This is a genomic window from Tistlia sp. (genome assembly GCF_040905785.1).
Classification (GTDB): Bacteria; Pseudomonadota; Alphaproteobacteria; order Kiloniellales; family DSM-21159; genus Tistlia.
Window position 1 is genome coordinate 37,353 of the sequence record NZ_JBBDQW010000013.1, and the last position, 15,744, is coordinate 53,096.

The window sequence follows — 15,744 nt, forward strand, 5'->3', positions numbered from 1 at the left end:
TCAGCCCTGGGTCTTGAAGCCTTCGAGCAGCTCGCGCACCTGCGCGGCGGCATCGACCGCCATCATGCCGACCGTGTGGTAGCCGGAATCGACGTGGTGGATCTCGCCCGTGACGCCGGCCGACAGATCGGAGAGCAGGTAGAGCGCGGAGCCTCCGACCTGATCGAGCGTGACGTTGCGGCGCAGCGGCGAGTTGTACTCGTTCCACTTCATGATGTAGCGGAAGTCGCCGATACCCGAGGCCGCGAGGGTGCGGATCGGGCCCGCCGAGATCGCGTTGACCCGGATGTCCTGCTCGCCGAGGTCGGCCGCCAGGTAGCGCACCGAGGCTTCCAGCGCGGCCTTGGCGACGCCCATGACGTTGTAGTGCGGCATGACCCGCTCGGCGCCGTAGTAGGTCAGGGTCAGCAGGCTGCCGCCTTCGCTCATTAAGGGCACGGCGCGCTGGGCGACGGCGGTGAAGGAATAGCAGGAGATGTCGAGGGAGCGCTCGAAGTTGGCCCGGCTGGTGCGCAGGAACTTGCCCTTGAGTTCGTCCTTGTCGGCATAGGCTATGGCGTGGACCAGGTAGTCGAGCCGGCCCCAGCGCTCGCCGACCTCGCGGAAGACGGCGTCGATCGAGGCGTCGTCGGTGACGTCGCAGGGCAGCACGATGTCGCTGGCGACCGACTCGGCGAGCGGCCGGACCCGCTTCTCCAGCGCGTCGCCCTGATAGGTGAAGGCCAGTTCGGCGCCGTGCTCGTGCAGCGCCTTGGCGATGCCCCAGGCGATGGAACGGTCGTTGGCCACCCCCATGATCAGGCCGCGCTTGCCGGACATCAGGGCGTCGGATTGACTCATGAGCTGGTCTCGATTTGTCGCTTTTTATCGGGAGGGCCGGAAGGGCGGCCGGCGCGGGCGCATCCTACACCAACCCGGAAGGCGGTCAAACCGAGCCGCCGACCCTCCGCCGACCCCGGGGGCGTCGACCCGGCGCCCTGCCGGCCGCGGGCGTCGGCGGCTTGACGCGCGCGCCGGTTGCGCCATTGTCACGGACCGGCAGGAGGTCGCTCGGATGGCGAAACGCAAGGGCTTGAAGGCGCGTCTCCTGGCCGGTGCGAAGCGCGGCTACGGCTTCGCCGGCTTCCTGCTGCGGCGCAGCCTGCGCGACAACGTGATCGATCTGGCCGCCGGGCTCAGCTACACGGCCCTGCTCGCGCTGGTGCCGATGCTGGCGATCGCGCTCTCGGTGCTGGCCGCCTTTCCGACCTTCGACGATGCGCGCGAGCGCCTGCGCGGCGCGATCTTCGAGATCCTGCCCAGCGAGCAGGCGAGCGCCGCCAACGACCAGTTCCAGAGCTTCCTGGACAACGCCTCGAACCTGACCGCGCCGGGCGTCGTCGGCCTGTCGGTGATCGCCTTGCTGCTGCTTTCAAACATCAACGGCTCCCTCAACCACATCTGGCGAATCACCCAGCCGCGGCCGCTCGCCAGCCGCGTGCTCGTCTACTGGGCGCTGCTGACCATGGGACCGCTGCTGATCGGCGCCTCGCTGACCCTGTCGAGCTACGCCTTCACCCTGGCGCAGACCGCCAGCGAGCAGGTCATCGGCAGCTTCGTAGGCCTGTCGCGCCTGGTCTCGATCCTGCTCGCCGCCGTCGGCTTCGCGCTGGTCTACTTCATCGTGCCGAACCGCGCGGTGGCTCTGCGCGACGCGCTGACCGGCGCCGTCGCCGCGGCGGTCGCGCTGGAGGGATTGAAGGCGCTGTTCGGGCTATACATCGCCAACTTCTCGTCCTACGCCCTGGTCTACGGCGCCCTGGCGGCGATCCCGATCTTCCTGCTCTGGATGTATGCCTTCTGGGTGATCGTTCTGGGCGGCGCGGAGATCGCCGCGGCGATGCCGGAATGGCGCGTGACCTCGCGCCGCGACGGCGGCACCGAGCGGCTGGCGAACCGGCTTGCGCTGGCGCTCTCCGTGCTCTGCCGGCTCGCCGAGGCGCATCGCGACGGCGCCTCGGTGCAGCGCGCGCGCCTGCTGCGCAGCCTGCCGGCGACCCCCTCGGAGCTCGACGAGTCCCTGTCCCGGCTGCGTCGGGCGCACCTGATCCAGCGCACTTCCGGCGACCGCATGCTGCTCGCCCGCGATCTCTCGCAGGTCGATCTCGAGAGCCTGCTCGAGATCCTGGGCCTGCGCCTGCACGCCAGCATCGCCTGGCCGGAGGCGCCGCGCCGCGTCATCCAGGCGCTGGACGAGGCGCACGCCAGCTACCGCAAGGCGAGTCTGGCCAGCCTCCTCGACGATCCCGACCTGCTCGAATCGACCGCGCGCCTGCGTCCCGTCGAGCGAGCCGCGCCCTTGAAGCTCGACGAGCAGGAAGAGGCCGGGACGGTAGACTGAGCTGCCGCGGCGGGCGCCCGGCTCACTCGCCGAGCGAGCCGACCAGGCGCTTCTCGAAAGCGTCGCGCCAGTCCGGCGGCAGCTCGCGCACCGCCTCGCGGATCTCGCCGAGGGTGCGGCGCAGTCCGTAGAGCTGGTCGAGCAGGTTCAGGATGACCGGCACGGCCTCGTCGTTGACCGCCATGTCGCAGCGCAGCTCGACGATCAGCTCGATGCGCGCCTTGTCGGCCTCGTCGAAGAAGTAGCCGCCCTCCTCCCGCAGCGGGATCACCCAGGACTGCTGGACGAAGCTCTCGACCTCGACCTGCTGGACCTGCAGCCCCTCTTCGCGGATCGCAGCGACGACCTCGACGAGCGAGAACAGCGGCATGGTTTCCTCCCCGGCCCGGCTAAACCAGCCCGGCTTTCTTGCGCGGATCGTAGGCATGCTCCTTGGCCCAGGACTCCATGAAGCGCTGCAGCTCGGCGTCGGGCTGGTCGGGCAGGACGACCTTGAGCTTGACGTACTGGTCGCCGCGCTCGCCCGACTTCTGGTCGAGCGCGCCGCGGCCCTTGAGCCTCAGCGTCGTGCCGCTGTTGGCACCAGACGGCACTTTCATCGATACCGGCCCCTCGATCGTCGGCACCGAGATGGTCGCGCCGAGCACCGCCTCGTTGAGGGCGACCGGCAGCTCCAGGTGGATGTCGCTGTCCTTGCGGGTGAAGAAGCGGTGCGGCTCGATGTGGACCTCGACGTAGGCGTCGCCGGCACCGGCGCCGCCCAGGCCCGGAAGACCCTGACCCTTCAGCCGCAGGGTCTGGCGGTCGCGGGTGCCGGGCGGGACCGTGACGTCGACGGTCTTGCCGTCGGCCAGCTGGATGCGCTTGCGCGCGCCCTTGGCGGCCTCCAGGAAGTCGATGTGGACGCTGTAGGAGACATCGGCGCCGCGCTGGTGCGGCGTGCGCCCGCCGCCGGCGCGCCGGGACCGGCCGAAGCCGCCGAACAGGTCGGAGAAGATGTCTTCCGCCGCCTCGGCGTCGAAGCCGTGATACTTGGCGCCCATCCCGGCGTCGGCGTAGGAGCGGTAGAAGCCGCGCGACGGCCGCTCCTGGCCGCTGTCGTCTATCTCGCCGGCGTCGTAGCGCTTGCGCTTCTCGGGATCGGACAGCAGCGCGTAGGCGTGGTTGATCTCCTTGAAGCGCTGCTCGACCGTCTTGTCGCCGGGGTTGAGGTCGGGATGGAGTTTCTTGGCGAGCTTGCGGTAGGCGCGCTTGATGTCCTCCGCGCTGGCATCGCGTGAGACCTCGAGAGTGCTGTAGAGATCGCTCATGCAGTGAACCGTCAGACGAGTGGACGGACGGCGCGCGACGACGACCTCAGCCGCCGTCGCGCGCCGTCCGTCCGATCTTGCCGGCCCGCGTCGCGGGCGGCCAGGACTTTATCCGGAGGAAGCGGGTGCCCCGCCGCCTCAGCTCTGCTCGACGATGCGCCAGGAACCGTCCGGCTGCCGGCAGGCGACGCCGTAGGCGCTCTGCTGGCGTCCGTCGATGGTCACGGTCTCCTGGAACTCGCGGCAGTAGGCGCCGTCCTGGCGATAGCCGTCCCGGGTCGGGGTGTAGCTGCCCCGGACGCCGCTGTCGGGGTTCGACCAGGCGATGGTCTCGCCGATCGGGGCGGAGCGCGCCTGCTGCTGCGCCTGCTGCGCCCTCATGCGATCGGTCTCGTCGAGGCCGCGCCCGACCTCGGAGCCGACCAGGCCGCCGGCGACGGCGCCCAGGGCGGTGAAGGCAAGGTTCGCCGTGCCGCCGCCGAACTGCGAGCCGAGCAGGCCGCCGAGCGCGGCGCCGCCGAGGCCGCCGATGGTCTGCTTGGTGCCGGGACCGCTGCCGTCCTGCGCGCAGCCGGCGACGGCGAGCAAGCCCGCGAACAGAGCGGCCAGAAGGATCTTGGTGTTCATGTCGTTCCTCGCCATAAGTTTCCCCTGCAACGGATCAAGAGCGCGGTTCCGTCGCATTTTGTTCCGTCAGCCGTCGCGAGGCCGCGGAAGGCACCCGGACAGGTGGCGACGCGCACCGCCTGCGCCAAGAGCCGGCCGCCGCGTCCGGCGCCTCGGCGAAACCTCCAGAGGATTCCATGTTCGACTCTCCGCCAGCCGATCCCCTGAGCCTCTTCCAGGAGTGGCTCGAGGAAGCTCGGGCCAGCGAGCCAAACGATCCCGACGCGATGGTCCTGGCCAGCGTCGGCGAGGACGGTATGCCCTCGGCACGGATGGTGCTGCTGAAGGGCTGCGACGCCGCGGGCTTCGTCTTCTACACGAACTACGACAGCCGCAAGGGCCGCCAGCTCCTCGCCCATCCCAAGGCGGCCCTGCTCTTCCACTGGAAGTCGCTGCGCCGCCAGGTGCGCATCGAGGGGCCGGTCGAGCAGGTCTCGGCCGAGGAGGCGGAGGCCTACTTCGCCTCGCGGCCGCGGCAGAGCCAGATCGGCGCCTGGGCCTCCGACCAGTCGCGCCCCCTGGAAAGCCGCTACGCCCTGGAGAAGCGGGTCGCTCGCTTTGCCGCCAAGCACGCGGTTGGCAGCGTGCCTCGGCCGCCGCACTGGTCCGGCTTCCGGATCCTACCGCGGCTGCTGGAGTTCTGGAAGGACGGCGCCTTTCGGCTGCACGACCGCTTCGTCTATCATCGCGAAGGCGAGGGCTGGCGCATCGAGCGCCTCTATCCCTGAGGCGCCCGCCTCAGGGCGGCGAGCCAAGGATGGAGGGCCGTCATGGCCGGGGCAAGCCCAGATCCGGCGGCAGAGGCCGCCCCGCCGCGCCGGATCAGTCCGGCCGAGGCCGGCCGCCTGATGCGCTGGGCGACCTACGCCTCGAGCGGCACGGCGCTGCTTCTGATCGCGCTTAAGCTGGTCGCCTGGGGGCTGACCGACTCGGTCGCCCTGCTGTCGAGCCTGGTCGATTCGCTGCTCGACGGGATGGCCTCCCTGGTCATGCTGCTCGCGGTCCGCCAGTCGCTCGTGCCGGCCGATCGGGAGCACCGCTTCGGCCACGGCAAGGCGGAGCCGCTCGCGGCCCTGGCTCAGGCCGGGCTGATCACCGGCTCGGCGCTCTTTCTGCTCGTTGAGGCGGGGCGCCGCCTGTTCGATCCCGAGCCGATCTCGCACGGCGAGCTGGGCGTGGCCGTGATGCTCGTCTCGCTGGTCGCAACCTTCGCGCTGACACGCTTCCAGAAATACGTCGTCGCCCGCACCGGGTCCGTGGCGATCCGCGCCGATGCCCTGCACTACCTCAGCGATCTGATGATGAACGCTGCGGTCATCCTGGCCCTGGTGCTGACCAGCCGCTACGGCCTGACCTACGCCGACCCGCTGCTCGCCCTGGCGATCGCCGCCTACATCCTGCGCAGCGCCTTCGGGATCGGCCTGGATGCCTACAACATGCTGATGGACCGGGAGCTGCCCGACGAGGAGCGGCAGCGCATCATCGAGCTGGTGCGCCGGCACAGCGAGGTGCTGGGCGTCCACGACCTCAAGACCCGCGCTTCGGGGCGCACGACCTTCATCCAGCTACACCTGGAGGTCGACGGCGGCATGAAGCTCTACCGCGCCCACGCTATCGCCGAGGCGGTCGAGGCCGAACTGCAGACCGCCTTCCCGCACGCGGAGGTGACGATCCACCAGGACCCCTACGTACTGTCGGAGGATACGCCGGTCTACAGCTGACGTCGCGGCCCGGCGCAGCGCCCCCCTTGCGCGGCCGGCCTTGCGGCGGGACTATCGTCGGCGCGTGCAAGGGCACTTGATGCAGGTCATAGTGGTTCCTTGGCGATAACCGATGATGACGGCGCCAAACGGTGCGAGAGGAGCCCGCCGATGACCTATCGTTCGATCCTGGCCGTCCTGGACGGCACGCCGGCCGGCGAGAGCCAGCTTCGCGCCGCCTTCGCGCTGGGCCGCCGCTACGATGCCTATCTCGAGGTCCTGCACGTCAAGCCCGACCCGAACATGTCACTGCCGCTGGTCGGCGAGGGCATGTCCGGTGCCTTGATCGACGATGTCTCGCGCGAGCTCGAGGCCAGCGCCCAGGCCAACGCCGATCGCGCCCGGCGCTTCTACGACGAGGCCTGCCGGGCGGTCGACCTGGCCCCGGTCGAGGCCGGTGACAAGCCGCTCGCCGGCGGCTTCCGCGCCGCCTGGCGCAGCCTCGTCGGGCGCGAGGACAGCGAGACGGCGGCGCGCGGCCTGCTCGCCGACCTGATCGTCGTCGCCCGCCCCGACCCGGGGCAGGATGGGGCCTACGCGCCCGCGCTCGAGGCCGGCCTGTTCGAGACGGCCCGGCCCGTGCTGGTCGTGCCGCCGGGCGGCGAGAGCTTCGCCGGCCGCAAGGTCGCGATCGCCTGGAACGCGACCCGCGAGGCGACCCGCGCGGTCAGCGCCGCCCTGCCGCTGCTCGCCGGGGCCGAGTCGGTGACCGTTGTGTCGCTCGCCGAGTCCGGCCGGAACGCGCCGGACCCGGCGCGTCTGGCCGACTACCTGCTGCTGCACGGTATCGAGGCTCGTGTCCGGCGCGTCGAGCCGCAGCGCCACGCCGGCAACGAGCTGCTCGCCCAGTGCGCCGAGCTCGACGCCGACCTGCTGGTCATGGGCGCCTACGGGCATAGCCGCCTGCGCGAGTTCGTGCTCGGCGGGGCGACGCGAGAGGTGCTGTCCAACGCCGAGGTGCCGGTCCTGCTGGCCCACTGACAACCGGCCCGCCCGCCCTGGCCCGTCCCGGTCTGGGCGACGGCGGACCGGGGAGGGAGACCGCAATGCTGACCCTGGACGACTGCATCGCCCTCTGCGACCTCACGGAGGAGGAGATCGAGGCGATCATGGAGCACGAGCACGTGCCCGAGATCGTCGCCGTGGAGATGGCCCAGTATCTCGTGGGCTGCCCGGACGGCGCCTCCTGCCTGAAGCGGATCATCCTCGACGACATCGCGGCCGCCGAAGCGCGCGGCGACGGCGAGCACGCGTGGAAACTTCGGATGGTGCTGCGGCATTTCATCCGGACCCATCCCGGTCTTGTCGACAAGTATCCCGCCGTGGCGGGTCGGCAGCCTTCGCCCCTGACAAAGAGAGCCCCATGACCCTTCGGAACATCCGCCTCGAGCTGGCCCGCACCCCCGAGCACCCGCTTGGCAGCGACCGGCACGGCTACGAGTTCGTCGCGCCGCTCGACGCGGAGGGGCACATCGACGCGGAAGAATACCGCCGGCGCCGCGACGAGTGCCGCGTCTGGCGCTTCTGGGAGGGCGAGGAGGATGAGTTCGGGCATCTTATGCACACGCGGGGCTCCTGGGCTTTTCATTACGACATCGAGGGCGACCCGGACGGGCTGGAGGCCGGCTATCGCTTCGACAAGCACAGGTTCGTCGAGGGCGAGTACGTCTCGATCAAGGAGCCCGAGGGTGAACTCCATACCTTCCAGGTCGTCGCCGTGCGTTCGGCGCAGCTGCACCCGCTGCCGCGCTAGAAGAGTCCTGCGAAGCGCTCGCAGCGACCGCGACGGGGCGCCCGCGATCCGCTAGAGTGCGCCGGCCATGACCGCCCACGTGCCGACGACCGAGCAGAGCCAGACCGTGATCCTGACCGGCGCCAGCCGGGGAATCGGGCACGCCACCGTGCAGCGCTTTTCCGACGAGGGCTGGCGCATCATCACCTGCTCGCGCGAGGGCATCCCGCCGCACTGCAAGGCCGACCCGAACTGGACCCACCACATCACGGTGGACCTGGCCGATCCGGCCGGCGTCGAGGATTTCGTGAGCCAGGCCCTGGCCATCATCGGCGAGCAGCCCGTGCACGCCCTGGTCAACAACGCGGCGATCTCGCTGAAGACGCCCTACAAGGAGCGGCTCGGCATCCTGAACGGCGAGATCGAGGGCTGGCGGCAGGTCTTCGAGCTGAACTTCTTCGCGCCCCTGGCGCTCGCCCGCGGCTTCGCGGTACCGCTGCGCCGCGGCCAGGGATCGGTCGTCAACATCACTTCGATCGCCGGCCACGCCATCCACCCCTTCGCCGGATCGGCCTATTCGACCTCGAAGGCGGCACTTTCGGCGCTGACCCGGGAGATGGCGGTCGAGTTCGCGGAGTTCGGCGTGCGCGTGAACGCGGTCGCCCCGGGCGAGATCGAGACGGCTATGATCGGCCCCGAGTACGAGGCCCTGATCCCGCGCATCCCGATGCGCCGAATGGGCACGCCGGAGGAGGTCGCCGGCGCCGTCTTTCGGCTCTGCACGCCGGACTTCGGCTACGTGACCGGCACCGAGGTCTTCGTGACCGGCGGCCAGCACCTGTTCTAGCCGCGCTCCAGGATGCCCGAGATCACCTTGCCCGACCTGTCCTTGCCCGGCGACCAGGTTCTGCTGTTCGGCCTGCTCGGCCTGCTGGTCGCGCTGCTCGTCTGGGGGCGGGTCCGCTACGACATCGTCGCCTTCGGCATTCTGATGCTCGCGGTGCTGCTCGGACTGGTGCCGGCCGGCCAGGCCTTCGCCGGCTTCGGCCACCCGGCCACCATCACCGTCGCCCTGGTTCTCGTCGCCTCGCGCGTGCTGGCAGCGACCGGTGCCACCGAGTCCCTCGCCGCCACGGTGCTGCGCTTCGCCAAGCGGACCAGCAGCCACGTCGGCGTGCTCGGGGCGGTCGGGGCCCTGCTGTCGGGCTTCATGAACAACGTCGGCACGCTGGCATTGCTCATGCCGATGGCGATCGACACGGCGAAGAAGGCGAAGCGGCCGGTAGCCGCGGTGCTGATGCCGCTGTCCTTCGCGACCATCCTGGGCGGCCTGCTGACCCTGATCGGCACCCCGCCCAACCTGATCGTCTCGGGCATCCGGGCGGAATATCTGGACGCGCCCTTCTCGATGTTCGATTTCACCCCGGTCGGCGGCATCGTCGCGCTGGTCGGCGTCGTCTTCGTGGCGGTCCTGGGCTGGCGGCTGGTCCCGAACCGGCCGGACACGAACGGCGGCAGCGACCTCTTCGACCTGGAGAGCTACCTGTCCGAGGTCCGGGTGCCGAAGGAGAGCGCCGCCGCGGGTATGACGCTGGCAGAGTTCTACGAAGCTCTCGGCGACAGCGACCTGCTGGTCGTCGGCCGGCTGCGCCGGGGCAAGCGGCTGTCGCCGGTGCCGCGCTCGGCCGACATCCGCGCCTCCGACCGGCTGCTCGTCGAAGGCGGCCCCGAGGCGATCGACCAGGCAGTCGACAAGCTCGGCCTAAGGCTCGGCGAAGGCCGCGGCAAGGCGGGCCTGCTGGAGGGCGACGAGACCGAACTGCGCGAAGCGCTGATCCAGACCGGGAGCCGCTGCATCGGGCGCAGCGCAGCGCAGATGCGCTTTGTCGCCCGCTACCGGATCAACCTGCTCGGCGTCTCGCGCCAAGGCCGCGCCTATCGCGGCCGGGTCCGCGACTTCCGCTTCGGCGCCGGCGACGTGCTGCTGCTGCATGGCGCGACGGCGGACCTGGACGAGGCCCAGCTGCAGCTCGGCCTGCTGCCGCTGGCGGAGCGCGGCCTGACCTTCGGGCTGAAGGGCCACGGTCCCTGGGTCGTAGGCCTCTTCGTCGCGGCGGTGCTGGCGGCGAGCCTGGGTCTCGCGCCGATCGCGGTGACGCTCGGGGTCGCGCTCGTCGCCATGGCGGTGTCGGGGCTGGTCGCGCCGAGCCGCCTCTACGACGGCATCGACTGGCCGGTGATCGTGTTGCTGGGCGCGCTGATGCCGGTCGGCGCGGCGCTGCAGACGACCGGCGCCACCGGGTCGCTCGCCGACGTGATCCTCCTGGTCGGCGGCAGCTGGCCGCCCTGGCTGGTGCTGACCCTGGTCCTGGTCGTCACCATGACCCTGTCGGACATCCTGAACAACGCGGCGACGGCGATCGTCATGGCCCCGGTCGCCATCGCCCTGGCCGGGCGCCTGGAGACCAATCCCGACGCCTTCCTGATGGCCGTCGCGGTCGGCGCCTCCTGCGCCTTCCTGACGCCGGTCGGCCACCAGAACAACGCGCTGATCCTGGGGCCGGGCGGCTACCGCTTCGGCGACTACTGGCGCATGGGACTGCCGCTCGAGCTGCTGATCTGCGTCGTCGCCGTGCCCGCGATCCTGGTGGTCTGGCCGCTCTGAAGCCCCGGCCGAGGCAGGGGGCTCAGGCGCGCCGGGGCGGTTCCTCGGCCCCGGCGCGGCCGGCGACCCGGCCGCGCAGCTCGTCGAACCAGGCGAGGCGCGCGCGCGTCTGGGCGATCTCCAGGTCCAGCCAGGCCGCCAGCTCGCTGCGGTCGCCGTCGCGCTGCTGGCGCAGCTCGACCAGGCGCAGCAGCTCGCGCTCGAACAGCTCGAGCAGGATCTCGACCTGGGCTTGGCGCTCGGCCTCCGGCAGGAGGTAGAGGAAGCGCATCTTGATCGCGACGATCAGCTTGTTGAGGTCGTTGACCTGTGCACGCACGTTGGAACCGAGCAGACGGCGCAGCTCCGTGCGGCCGCTCTCGGTGATTCGCAGCTGCTGGTCGCCGGGCGCGAGCTGGGCGTCGAGCGGCTCGCACAGCCCCTCGACGCGCAGCAGCTCGAGCGGCTGCGCGACCAGCTCGAGCGACGGCCCGACCAGATGCCCGACGAAGTCGCGGATCTCGCTGGCCAGCGCCCCGTAGTTGCGCGGGCCGGCGGCGAGCAGGCCGAGCGCCAGCAGCCGGACCGCCTCGCTCGGCATCAGTGAGTTGTCGCGATACATCTGCCGCTTCCTCTCGGGCGTGCACCCGCCACTGCAGAAAGGTAGGAAGCGGCGGCCGGCAAGTCCAGCCGGCGTCGAGGTCGGCGTGAAACGGCCCGGTGCCGGCGGGCTCAGGCGGCCGCCTGCGGCGGGTGCCCGGGCAGGTTTCCGGGCCGGGCAGGGGCCTCGTGCTGCCGGGCCGCGGCGCGCCGGCGCCGAAGCGGGCGGAGCAGGTACCAGGCCAGGACCATCGTTGCGCCCAGCGCCACCAGGGCCGCCAGCAGCTCGAGCGACGCCAGGGCCGCGGGGTCGCGCAGCCGCGGGACGTACTTGACCAGCAACAGAATCCCGACCATGGCCGCGCCGATCGCCGTGGCCAGCAGGGTCTCCCAGATCAATTCAACACGCGCCCAGCGGGGCATCGGCACTCGCCGGTTGACCTCATAGGACCAGACGAGCGCGATCATGGCGCCGCAGAAGAGCAGCACGCCGGACAGGAGCAGCATCTCGTGACGGGACTCCACCCGAGGACCGGGCCCCTTCCAGAGCGGCCGGCGGCCTGTGCCGCCGGGCCGGAACGCGCGCCGCGGCGGGCGCCCGCACCGTCCTTCAGGAGCGATGATTTCGCCGAGCGAGGGTCCGCGAACAGCGCGATTGCGGCGTGTTGGTCCTGCGTTTTTCGCAGGGCTCCTGCGCGAGGTCGCCTGGGCGATCCGCGGCGTCCGGCGCTACTGCGGCAGCCAGATGCGGGCACGCAGGCCGCCGGCGGGCGCTTCCTCCAGGGTCAGCTCGCCGCCGTGGCTGCGGACCACGTCTCGGGCGATGGTCAGGCCGAGGCCGGTGCCGCCGGTCTCGGGATTGCGCGACCGCTCGATCCGGAAGAAGGGCTTGAAGACCTCCTCGCGCAGCTCCGGCGGGATGCCCCCGCCGTTGTCGTCGACCAGAATCTCGACGCCGTCGCGCCGCCGGCCGGCGGTGACCGTGACCTCGCCGCCGTAGCGCTGGGCGTTGTTGATCAGGTTGGCCAGGCAGCGGCGCATGGCCTCGCGGCGCAGTACGGCCGGCAGCCGTTCCTCGACGTGCAGGTCAACCCGGCCACCGTCGCGCCGAGCCTGGGCGGCGACCTGGCGCAGCAGGTCGCCCAGGTCGAGCGGCCGCGGCTGTTCGGTGCTCTCGCCGCGGGCGAAGGCGAGATAGCCGTCGATCATCCGCTCCATCTGGGCGACGTCGTGGTTCAGCGCCTCGACCTCGCCGCCCTCGCCGAGCAGCGCCAGCTCCAGCTTCATCCGCGTCAGGGGCGTGCGCAGGTCGTGGCTGACACCGGCCAGCATCGCGGTGCGCTGCTCGATCTGCCGGCGGATGCGCTCGCGCATGCGCAGGAAGGCGATCGAGGCCTGGCGGACCTCGGTGGCGCCCTCCGGCTTGAAGTCGCTGACCTCGATGCCCTTGCCGAACAGCTCGGAGACCTGGGCCAGGCGGCGGATCGGCTTGATCTGGTTGCGCATGAACAGCAGCGCGACGACGAACAGGATGATCGAGGTGCCGACCATCCACATGATGAAGATGTAGGAGGTCTCGCTGAACAGCCGCTCGCGCGGGACCAGCACGTAGAGGATGTCGTTGCCCAGGTCGACCTCGATCCAGACGTCGCGTGGCAGGCTATGGGTGTCGATGACGAAGGCGTGGTCGAGCCGCTCCTCCAGCGCGTTGGTCAGCTTCTCGTCGAGAATCGTCGGGATCCAGGGCCGGCTCGGTTGGCTGAGGGTGTCGGTGTCGAGCAGGCGCACCCGCAACCACAGCCGGCGGTAGGCGAACTCGTAGACCTCCTCGAGTTCGTTCTCGTCGGTCGCCTCACGGATCATCTGCACGACCGCGCCCACGTCGCCGGCGAGGTACTGCGACAGTCGCCGGGTGATCTGGTCGTAGTGGCGGTCGTAGAAGATCCAACTTGAGATGATCTGCAGGAACACCAGCGGCAGCAGGATGATCAGCAGCGAGCGGCCGAGCAGGCTGCGCGGCAGCAGGCGGCGCGGCCAGGGCCGCGGCGGGCGCAGGGTCAGCAGGTCGGCGGCCAGCCCCGTCGTCTCGCCGAGGCGGTCCGCCGAGCGGTCTGCCGAGCGGTCTGTCGGGCGGTCGGCGCCTCGCTCGCCCTCGCGCAGCCTGTCCTCGGCGTTCGGCATCTCGGGGTTTCGGTCCTCATGGCGGGCTCGGGCCCGCTAGTCGGGGATCAGCGCGTAGCCGATGCCGCGCACCGTCTGCAAGTAGCGCGGATACTTGGGATCGTCCTCGATCTTGCGGCGCAGCCTGGTCATCTGCACATCGATCGTGCGCTGGTTGCCGATGTCCGGGCTCTCCGCGGCCAGGGCCTCCCGGCCGATGGCCACTCTGGGCCGTCGCGCCAGCGCGCTCAAGAGCAAGGTTTCGGCGGCGGTCAGGCGGACGTAGCGGGGTCCGTCGCTGCGCTCCTCGCGCAGTTCCTCGCGCGCCAGGTCGAAGACGAAGCGGCCGAGGCGCAGGCTCTGCGGGCGCGGCGGCTCCGCCGGCGGCTGGCTTACGGTGCGGCGCAGGATCGCCTGGATGCGCAGCAGCAGCTCGCGCGGCTCGAAGGGCTTGGGCAGGTAATCGTCGGCACCGCTCTCGAAGCCGGCGATGCGGCTCTCGACCTCGTCCATGGCGGTCAGCAGCAGGATCGGCACCTGCCGGTCCTGGCGCAGCGACTGGGTGAGCTCCAGGCCGGTCTCGCCGGGCATCATGATGTCGAGCACGATCAGGTCGACCTCGAAGCTGGCCAGGCGGGCCCGCGCCTCGGCTGCGTCGGCGGCCTCCAGCACCAGGTAGCCGCGGTCGCTCAGGAAGCGGCGTAGCAGGTCGCGCAGCCGCGTGTCGTCGTCGACGACCAGGATGTGGGCGGGGCTTTCCTCGGGCACCGGCTGGCTCAGCCGCCCCGGAGCCGCCGCGCGCCGGGGCGCTCGCCGGTCCGGCTCTCGAAGCGGCTGCGGTCGCGCTCGTTGATCAGGCCCTGGAGGACCGTGCGGAAGCCCTCCACCGCCTCGGCGCCGGCCGCCCGGTAGGCGTGCGCGAAGCGCAGGGCCTGGGTCTCGGTCAGGCGGCGCTCCAGCTCGTAGCCTCGGGCGGTCAGGTGCAGGTGGCGCCGGCGCCGGTCGGCGGTGCCGGCGCGCTGCTCGACGAAGCCCTCGCGGACCAGTTGGCCGAGCACGCGGCTGAGGCTCTGCTTGGTGATCTGCAGGATCTCGAGCAGCTCGCTGACGGCCAGCCCGGGGTTGCGGCCGACGAAATAGATGACCCGGTGGTGGGCGCGCCCGAAGTCGAACTCGGCGAGGATCCGGTCGGCCTCCGCGGTGAAGTCGCGGTAGGCAAAAAACAGCATCTCGATGCCCTGGCGCAGTTCCTCCTCGCGCAGGAAAAGCGGATTGGCAGCGGTTTTTATGTCAGTCATGTTGACTTATTTCGCTAAGGTCGTTACGTTCATCGGGCTGGATCGGACAGAAAGTTACAAGCCTGGACGTTTTCTCGCAACGAACCGCGGAGACTCCTGGCCTGGCCCGACCCGAGCGCGTAGCTTGACCCCGGCGTCGCCGGTCCGCGGACCAGACGATGCAAAGACTTATAGGGCCGGAGGACCCGCCAATTCCATGCTTCCTTTCGACGACCGCGACGGACTCATCTGGCTGGACGGCCAGTTCGTGCCTTGGCGTGACGCCAAGGTCCATGTCCTGACTCACGGCCTGCACTACGCCAGCGCCGTGTTCGAGGGCGAGCGCGCCTACAACGGCACGGTCTTCAAGATGACCGAGCATCACGAGCGGCTGCACGGCTCTGCGCGCATCCTCGGCTTCGAGATTCCCTTCAGCGTGGCGGAGATCGACCGGGCGACCGACGAGCTGCTGTCCCGCAACGGCATCGTCGACGGCTACGTCCGCCCGATCGCCTGGCGCGGCAGCGAGATGATGGGCGTGTCGGCGCAGAAGAACGCGATCCACCTGGCGATCGCGACCTGGGAGTGGCCGGCCTACTACTCCCCGGAAGCGCGCATGCAGGGCATCCGCATGATGTTCGCGCCCTACCGCCGGCCCGACCCCAGGACGGCGCCGGTCCATTCCAAGGCCGCCGGCCTCTACATGATCTGCACGCTCTCCAAGCACGCCGCCGAGGCCCAGGGCTACAACGACGCCCTGATGCTCGACTGGCGCGGCCAGATCGCCGAGGCGACCGGCGCCAACGTCTTCCTGGTCCAGGACGGCCGGATCCATACGCCGACGCCCGACTGCTTCCTCGACGGCATCACCCGCCGCACGGTGATCGAGCTGGCCCGCCAGCACGGCTACGAGGTCGTCGAGCGGGCGCTCCAGCCGGAGGAGCTGGGCCAGACCCAGGAGGTCTTCATCACCGGCACCGCCGCCGAGGTGACGCCGGTGCGCGAGATCGGCGAGTACCGCTTCACGCCGGCCGAGATCACGCTCGACCTGGTCGAGGCCTACGACGCCCTGGTCAAGCGCAGCCACAAGAAGGCGGCGGCGGCGGCGGTCAGCGCGGCGTAGCCCGCCCGACCGCCGTGGCGCTTCATGGTTCGACAAGTGTCCAGCCTGGAGACATGGTGGACAGGTGTCCGGAGACATGGTGGACACTCAGA

The 15,744-nt window shown here is 70.5% G+C and carries 18 protein-coding genes; 9 read left to right on the forward strand and 9 right to left on the reverse strand.

All coding sequences use genetic code 11. The features are described 5' to 3' along the window. Positions 1-840 (reverse strand): enoyl-ACP reductase FabI, encoded by an 840-nt coding sequence (fabI, locus tag WD341_RS03785; RefSeq protein ID WP_368424089.1) that lies wholly within the window; start codon positions 838-840, stop codon positions 1-3. Positions 841-1,054: 214 nt separating this feature from the next. Here fabI and WD341_RS03790 point away from each other — a divergent pair, with 214 nt between their 5' ends. Further along, positions 1,055-2,380: a YihY family inner membrane protein gene (locus WD341_RS03790; RefSeq protein WP_368424090.1), complete on the forward strand. Its 1,326-nt coding sequence runs from the start codon at positions 1,055-1,057 to the stop codon at positions 2,378-2,380. Between the two features lie 22 nt (positions 2,381-2,402). On the opposite strand, the gene WD341_RS03795 is transcribed toward WD341_RS03790, so the two are convergent. The 3 genes from WD341_RS03795 to WD341_RS03805 form a co-directional block, all read right to left on the reverse strand. Beyond that, positions 2,403-2,750, reverse strand: a complete 348-nt coding sequence (locus tag WD341_RS03795) for a chaperone modulator CbpM (protein ID WP_368424091.1) — start codon at positions 2,748-2,750, stop codon at positions 2,403-2,405. Between the two features lie 19 nt (positions 2,751-2,769). Continuing rightward, positions 2,770-3,690 (reverse strand): DnaJ C-terminal domain-containing protein, encoded by a 921-nt coding sequence (locus tag WD341_RS03800; protein ID WP_368424092.1) that lies wholly within the window; start codon positions 3,688-3,690, stop codon positions 2,770-2,772. A 138-nt stretch (positions 3,691-3,828) separates the two neighbouring features. Beyond that, positions 3,829-4,317, reverse strand: coding sequence for an RT0821/Lpp0805 family surface protein (locus WD341_RS03805; RefSeq protein ID WP_368424093.1), 489 nt, complete (start codon positions 4,315-4,317; stop codon positions 3,829-3,831). Between the two features lie 176 nt (positions 4,318-4,493). On the opposite strand from WD341_RS03805, the gene pdxH reads away from it, so the two are divergent. From pdxH to WD341_RS03840, 7 genes are all read left to right on the forward strand, one after another. Beyond that, positions 4,494-5,084 carry a pyridoxamine 5'-phosphate oxidase gene (gene pdxH / locus WD341_RS03810; RefSeq protein WP_368424094.1) on the forward strand — a complete coding sequence of 197 codons (591 nt, stop codon included), beginning with the start codon at positions 4,494-4,496 and terminating at the stop codon, positions 5,082-5,084. A 42-nt stretch (positions 5,085-5,126) separates the two neighbouring features. Further along, complete coding sequence (locus WD341_RS03815) at positions 5,127-6,077, forward strand: cation diffusion facilitator family transporter (protein ID WP_368424095.1); 951 nt, start codon at positions 5,127-5,129, stop codon at positions 6,075-6,077. A gap of 150 nt (positions 6,078-6,227) precedes the next feature. Beyond that, on the forward strand, positions 6,228-7,097 hold the full coding sequence (locus tag WD341_RS03820; RefSeq protein ID WP_368424096.1) for a universal stress protein: 870 nt from the start codon (positions 6,228-6,230) through the stop codon (positions 7,095-7,097). Positions 7,098-7,162: 65 nt separating this feature from the next. Next, entirely contained in the window at positions 7,163-7,483 is a 321-nt protein-coding gene (locus tag WD341_RS03825; RefSeq protein WP_368424097.1) for a hypothetical protein, read from the forward strand. Continuing rightward, positions 7,480-7,869 carry a hypothetical protein gene (locus WD341_RS03830; protein WP_368424098.1) on the forward strand — a complete coding sequence of 130 codons (390 nt, stop codon included), beginning with the start codon at positions 7,480-7,482 and terminating at the stop codon, positions 7,867-7,869. Before WD341_RS03825 ends, WD341_RS03830 begins: the two co-directional genes overlap by 4 nt. 67 nt (positions 7,870-7,936) lie before the next feature. Continuing rightward, positions 7,937-8,695, forward strand: coding sequence for an SDR family NAD(P)-dependent oxidoreductase (locus WD341_RS03835; protein WP_368424099.1), 759 nt, complete (start codon positions 7,937-7,939; stop codon positions 8,693-8,695). A 12-nt stretch (positions 8,696-8,707) separates the two neighbouring features. Then, positions 8,708-10,513, forward strand: a complete 1,806-nt coding sequence (locus WD341_RS03840; protein WP_368424100.1) for an SLC13 family permease — start codon at positions 8,708-8,710, stop codon at positions 10,511-10,513. A gap of 22 nt (positions 10,514-10,535) precedes the next feature. Here the strand turns inward: WD341_RS03840 and WD341_RS03845 are convergent, their stop codons facing one another. From WD341_RS03845 to WD341_RS03865, 5 genes are all read right to left on the reverse strand, one after another. After that, positions 10,536-11,114: a hypothetical protein gene (locus WD341_RS03845; RefSeq protein ID WP_368424101.1), complete on the reverse strand. Its 579-nt coding sequence runs from the start codon at positions 11,112-11,114 to the stop codon at positions 10,536-10,538. Positions 11,115-11,224: 110 nt separating this feature from the next. Continuing rightward, the gene (locus WD341_RS03850; protein ID WP_368424102.1) at positions 11,225-11,599 is read right to left on the reverse strand and encodes a hypothetical protein; all 375 of its coding nucleotides are present in this window, start codon (positions 11,597-11,599) and stop codon (positions 11,225-11,227) included. A 222-nt stretch (positions 11,600-11,821) separates the two neighbouring features. After that, positions 11,822-13,273, reverse strand: a complete 1,452-nt coding sequence (locus WD341_RS03855; RefSeq protein ID WP_368424103.1) for an ATP-binding protein — start codon at positions 13,271-13,273, stop codon at positions 11,822-11,824. Positions 13,274-13,309: 36 nt separating this feature from the next. Next, positions 13,310-14,020 (reverse strand): response regulator, encoded by a 711-nt coding sequence (locus tag WD341_RS03860; protein WP_368424104.1) that lies wholly within the window; start codon positions 14,018-14,020, stop codon positions 13,310-13,312. A gap of 8 nt (positions 14,021-14,028) precedes the next feature. Continuing rightward, positions 14,029-14,550, reverse strand: a complete 522-nt coding sequence (locus WD341_RS03865) for a MarR family winged helix-turn-helix transcriptional regulator (protein ID WP_368424105.1) — start codon at positions 14,548-14,550, stop codon at positions 14,029-14,031. A 196-nt stretch (positions 14,551-14,746) separates the two neighbouring features. Between WD341_RS03865 and WD341_RS03870 the strand changes: the two genes are divergently transcribed. Further along, a complete protein-coding gene (locus WD341_RS03870) occupies positions 14,747-15,652 on the forward strand; it encodes a branched-chain amino acid aminotransferase (RefSeq protein WP_368424106.1) in 906 nt (301 codons plus the stop codon). Positions 15,653-15,744: the final 92 nt, after the last annotated feature.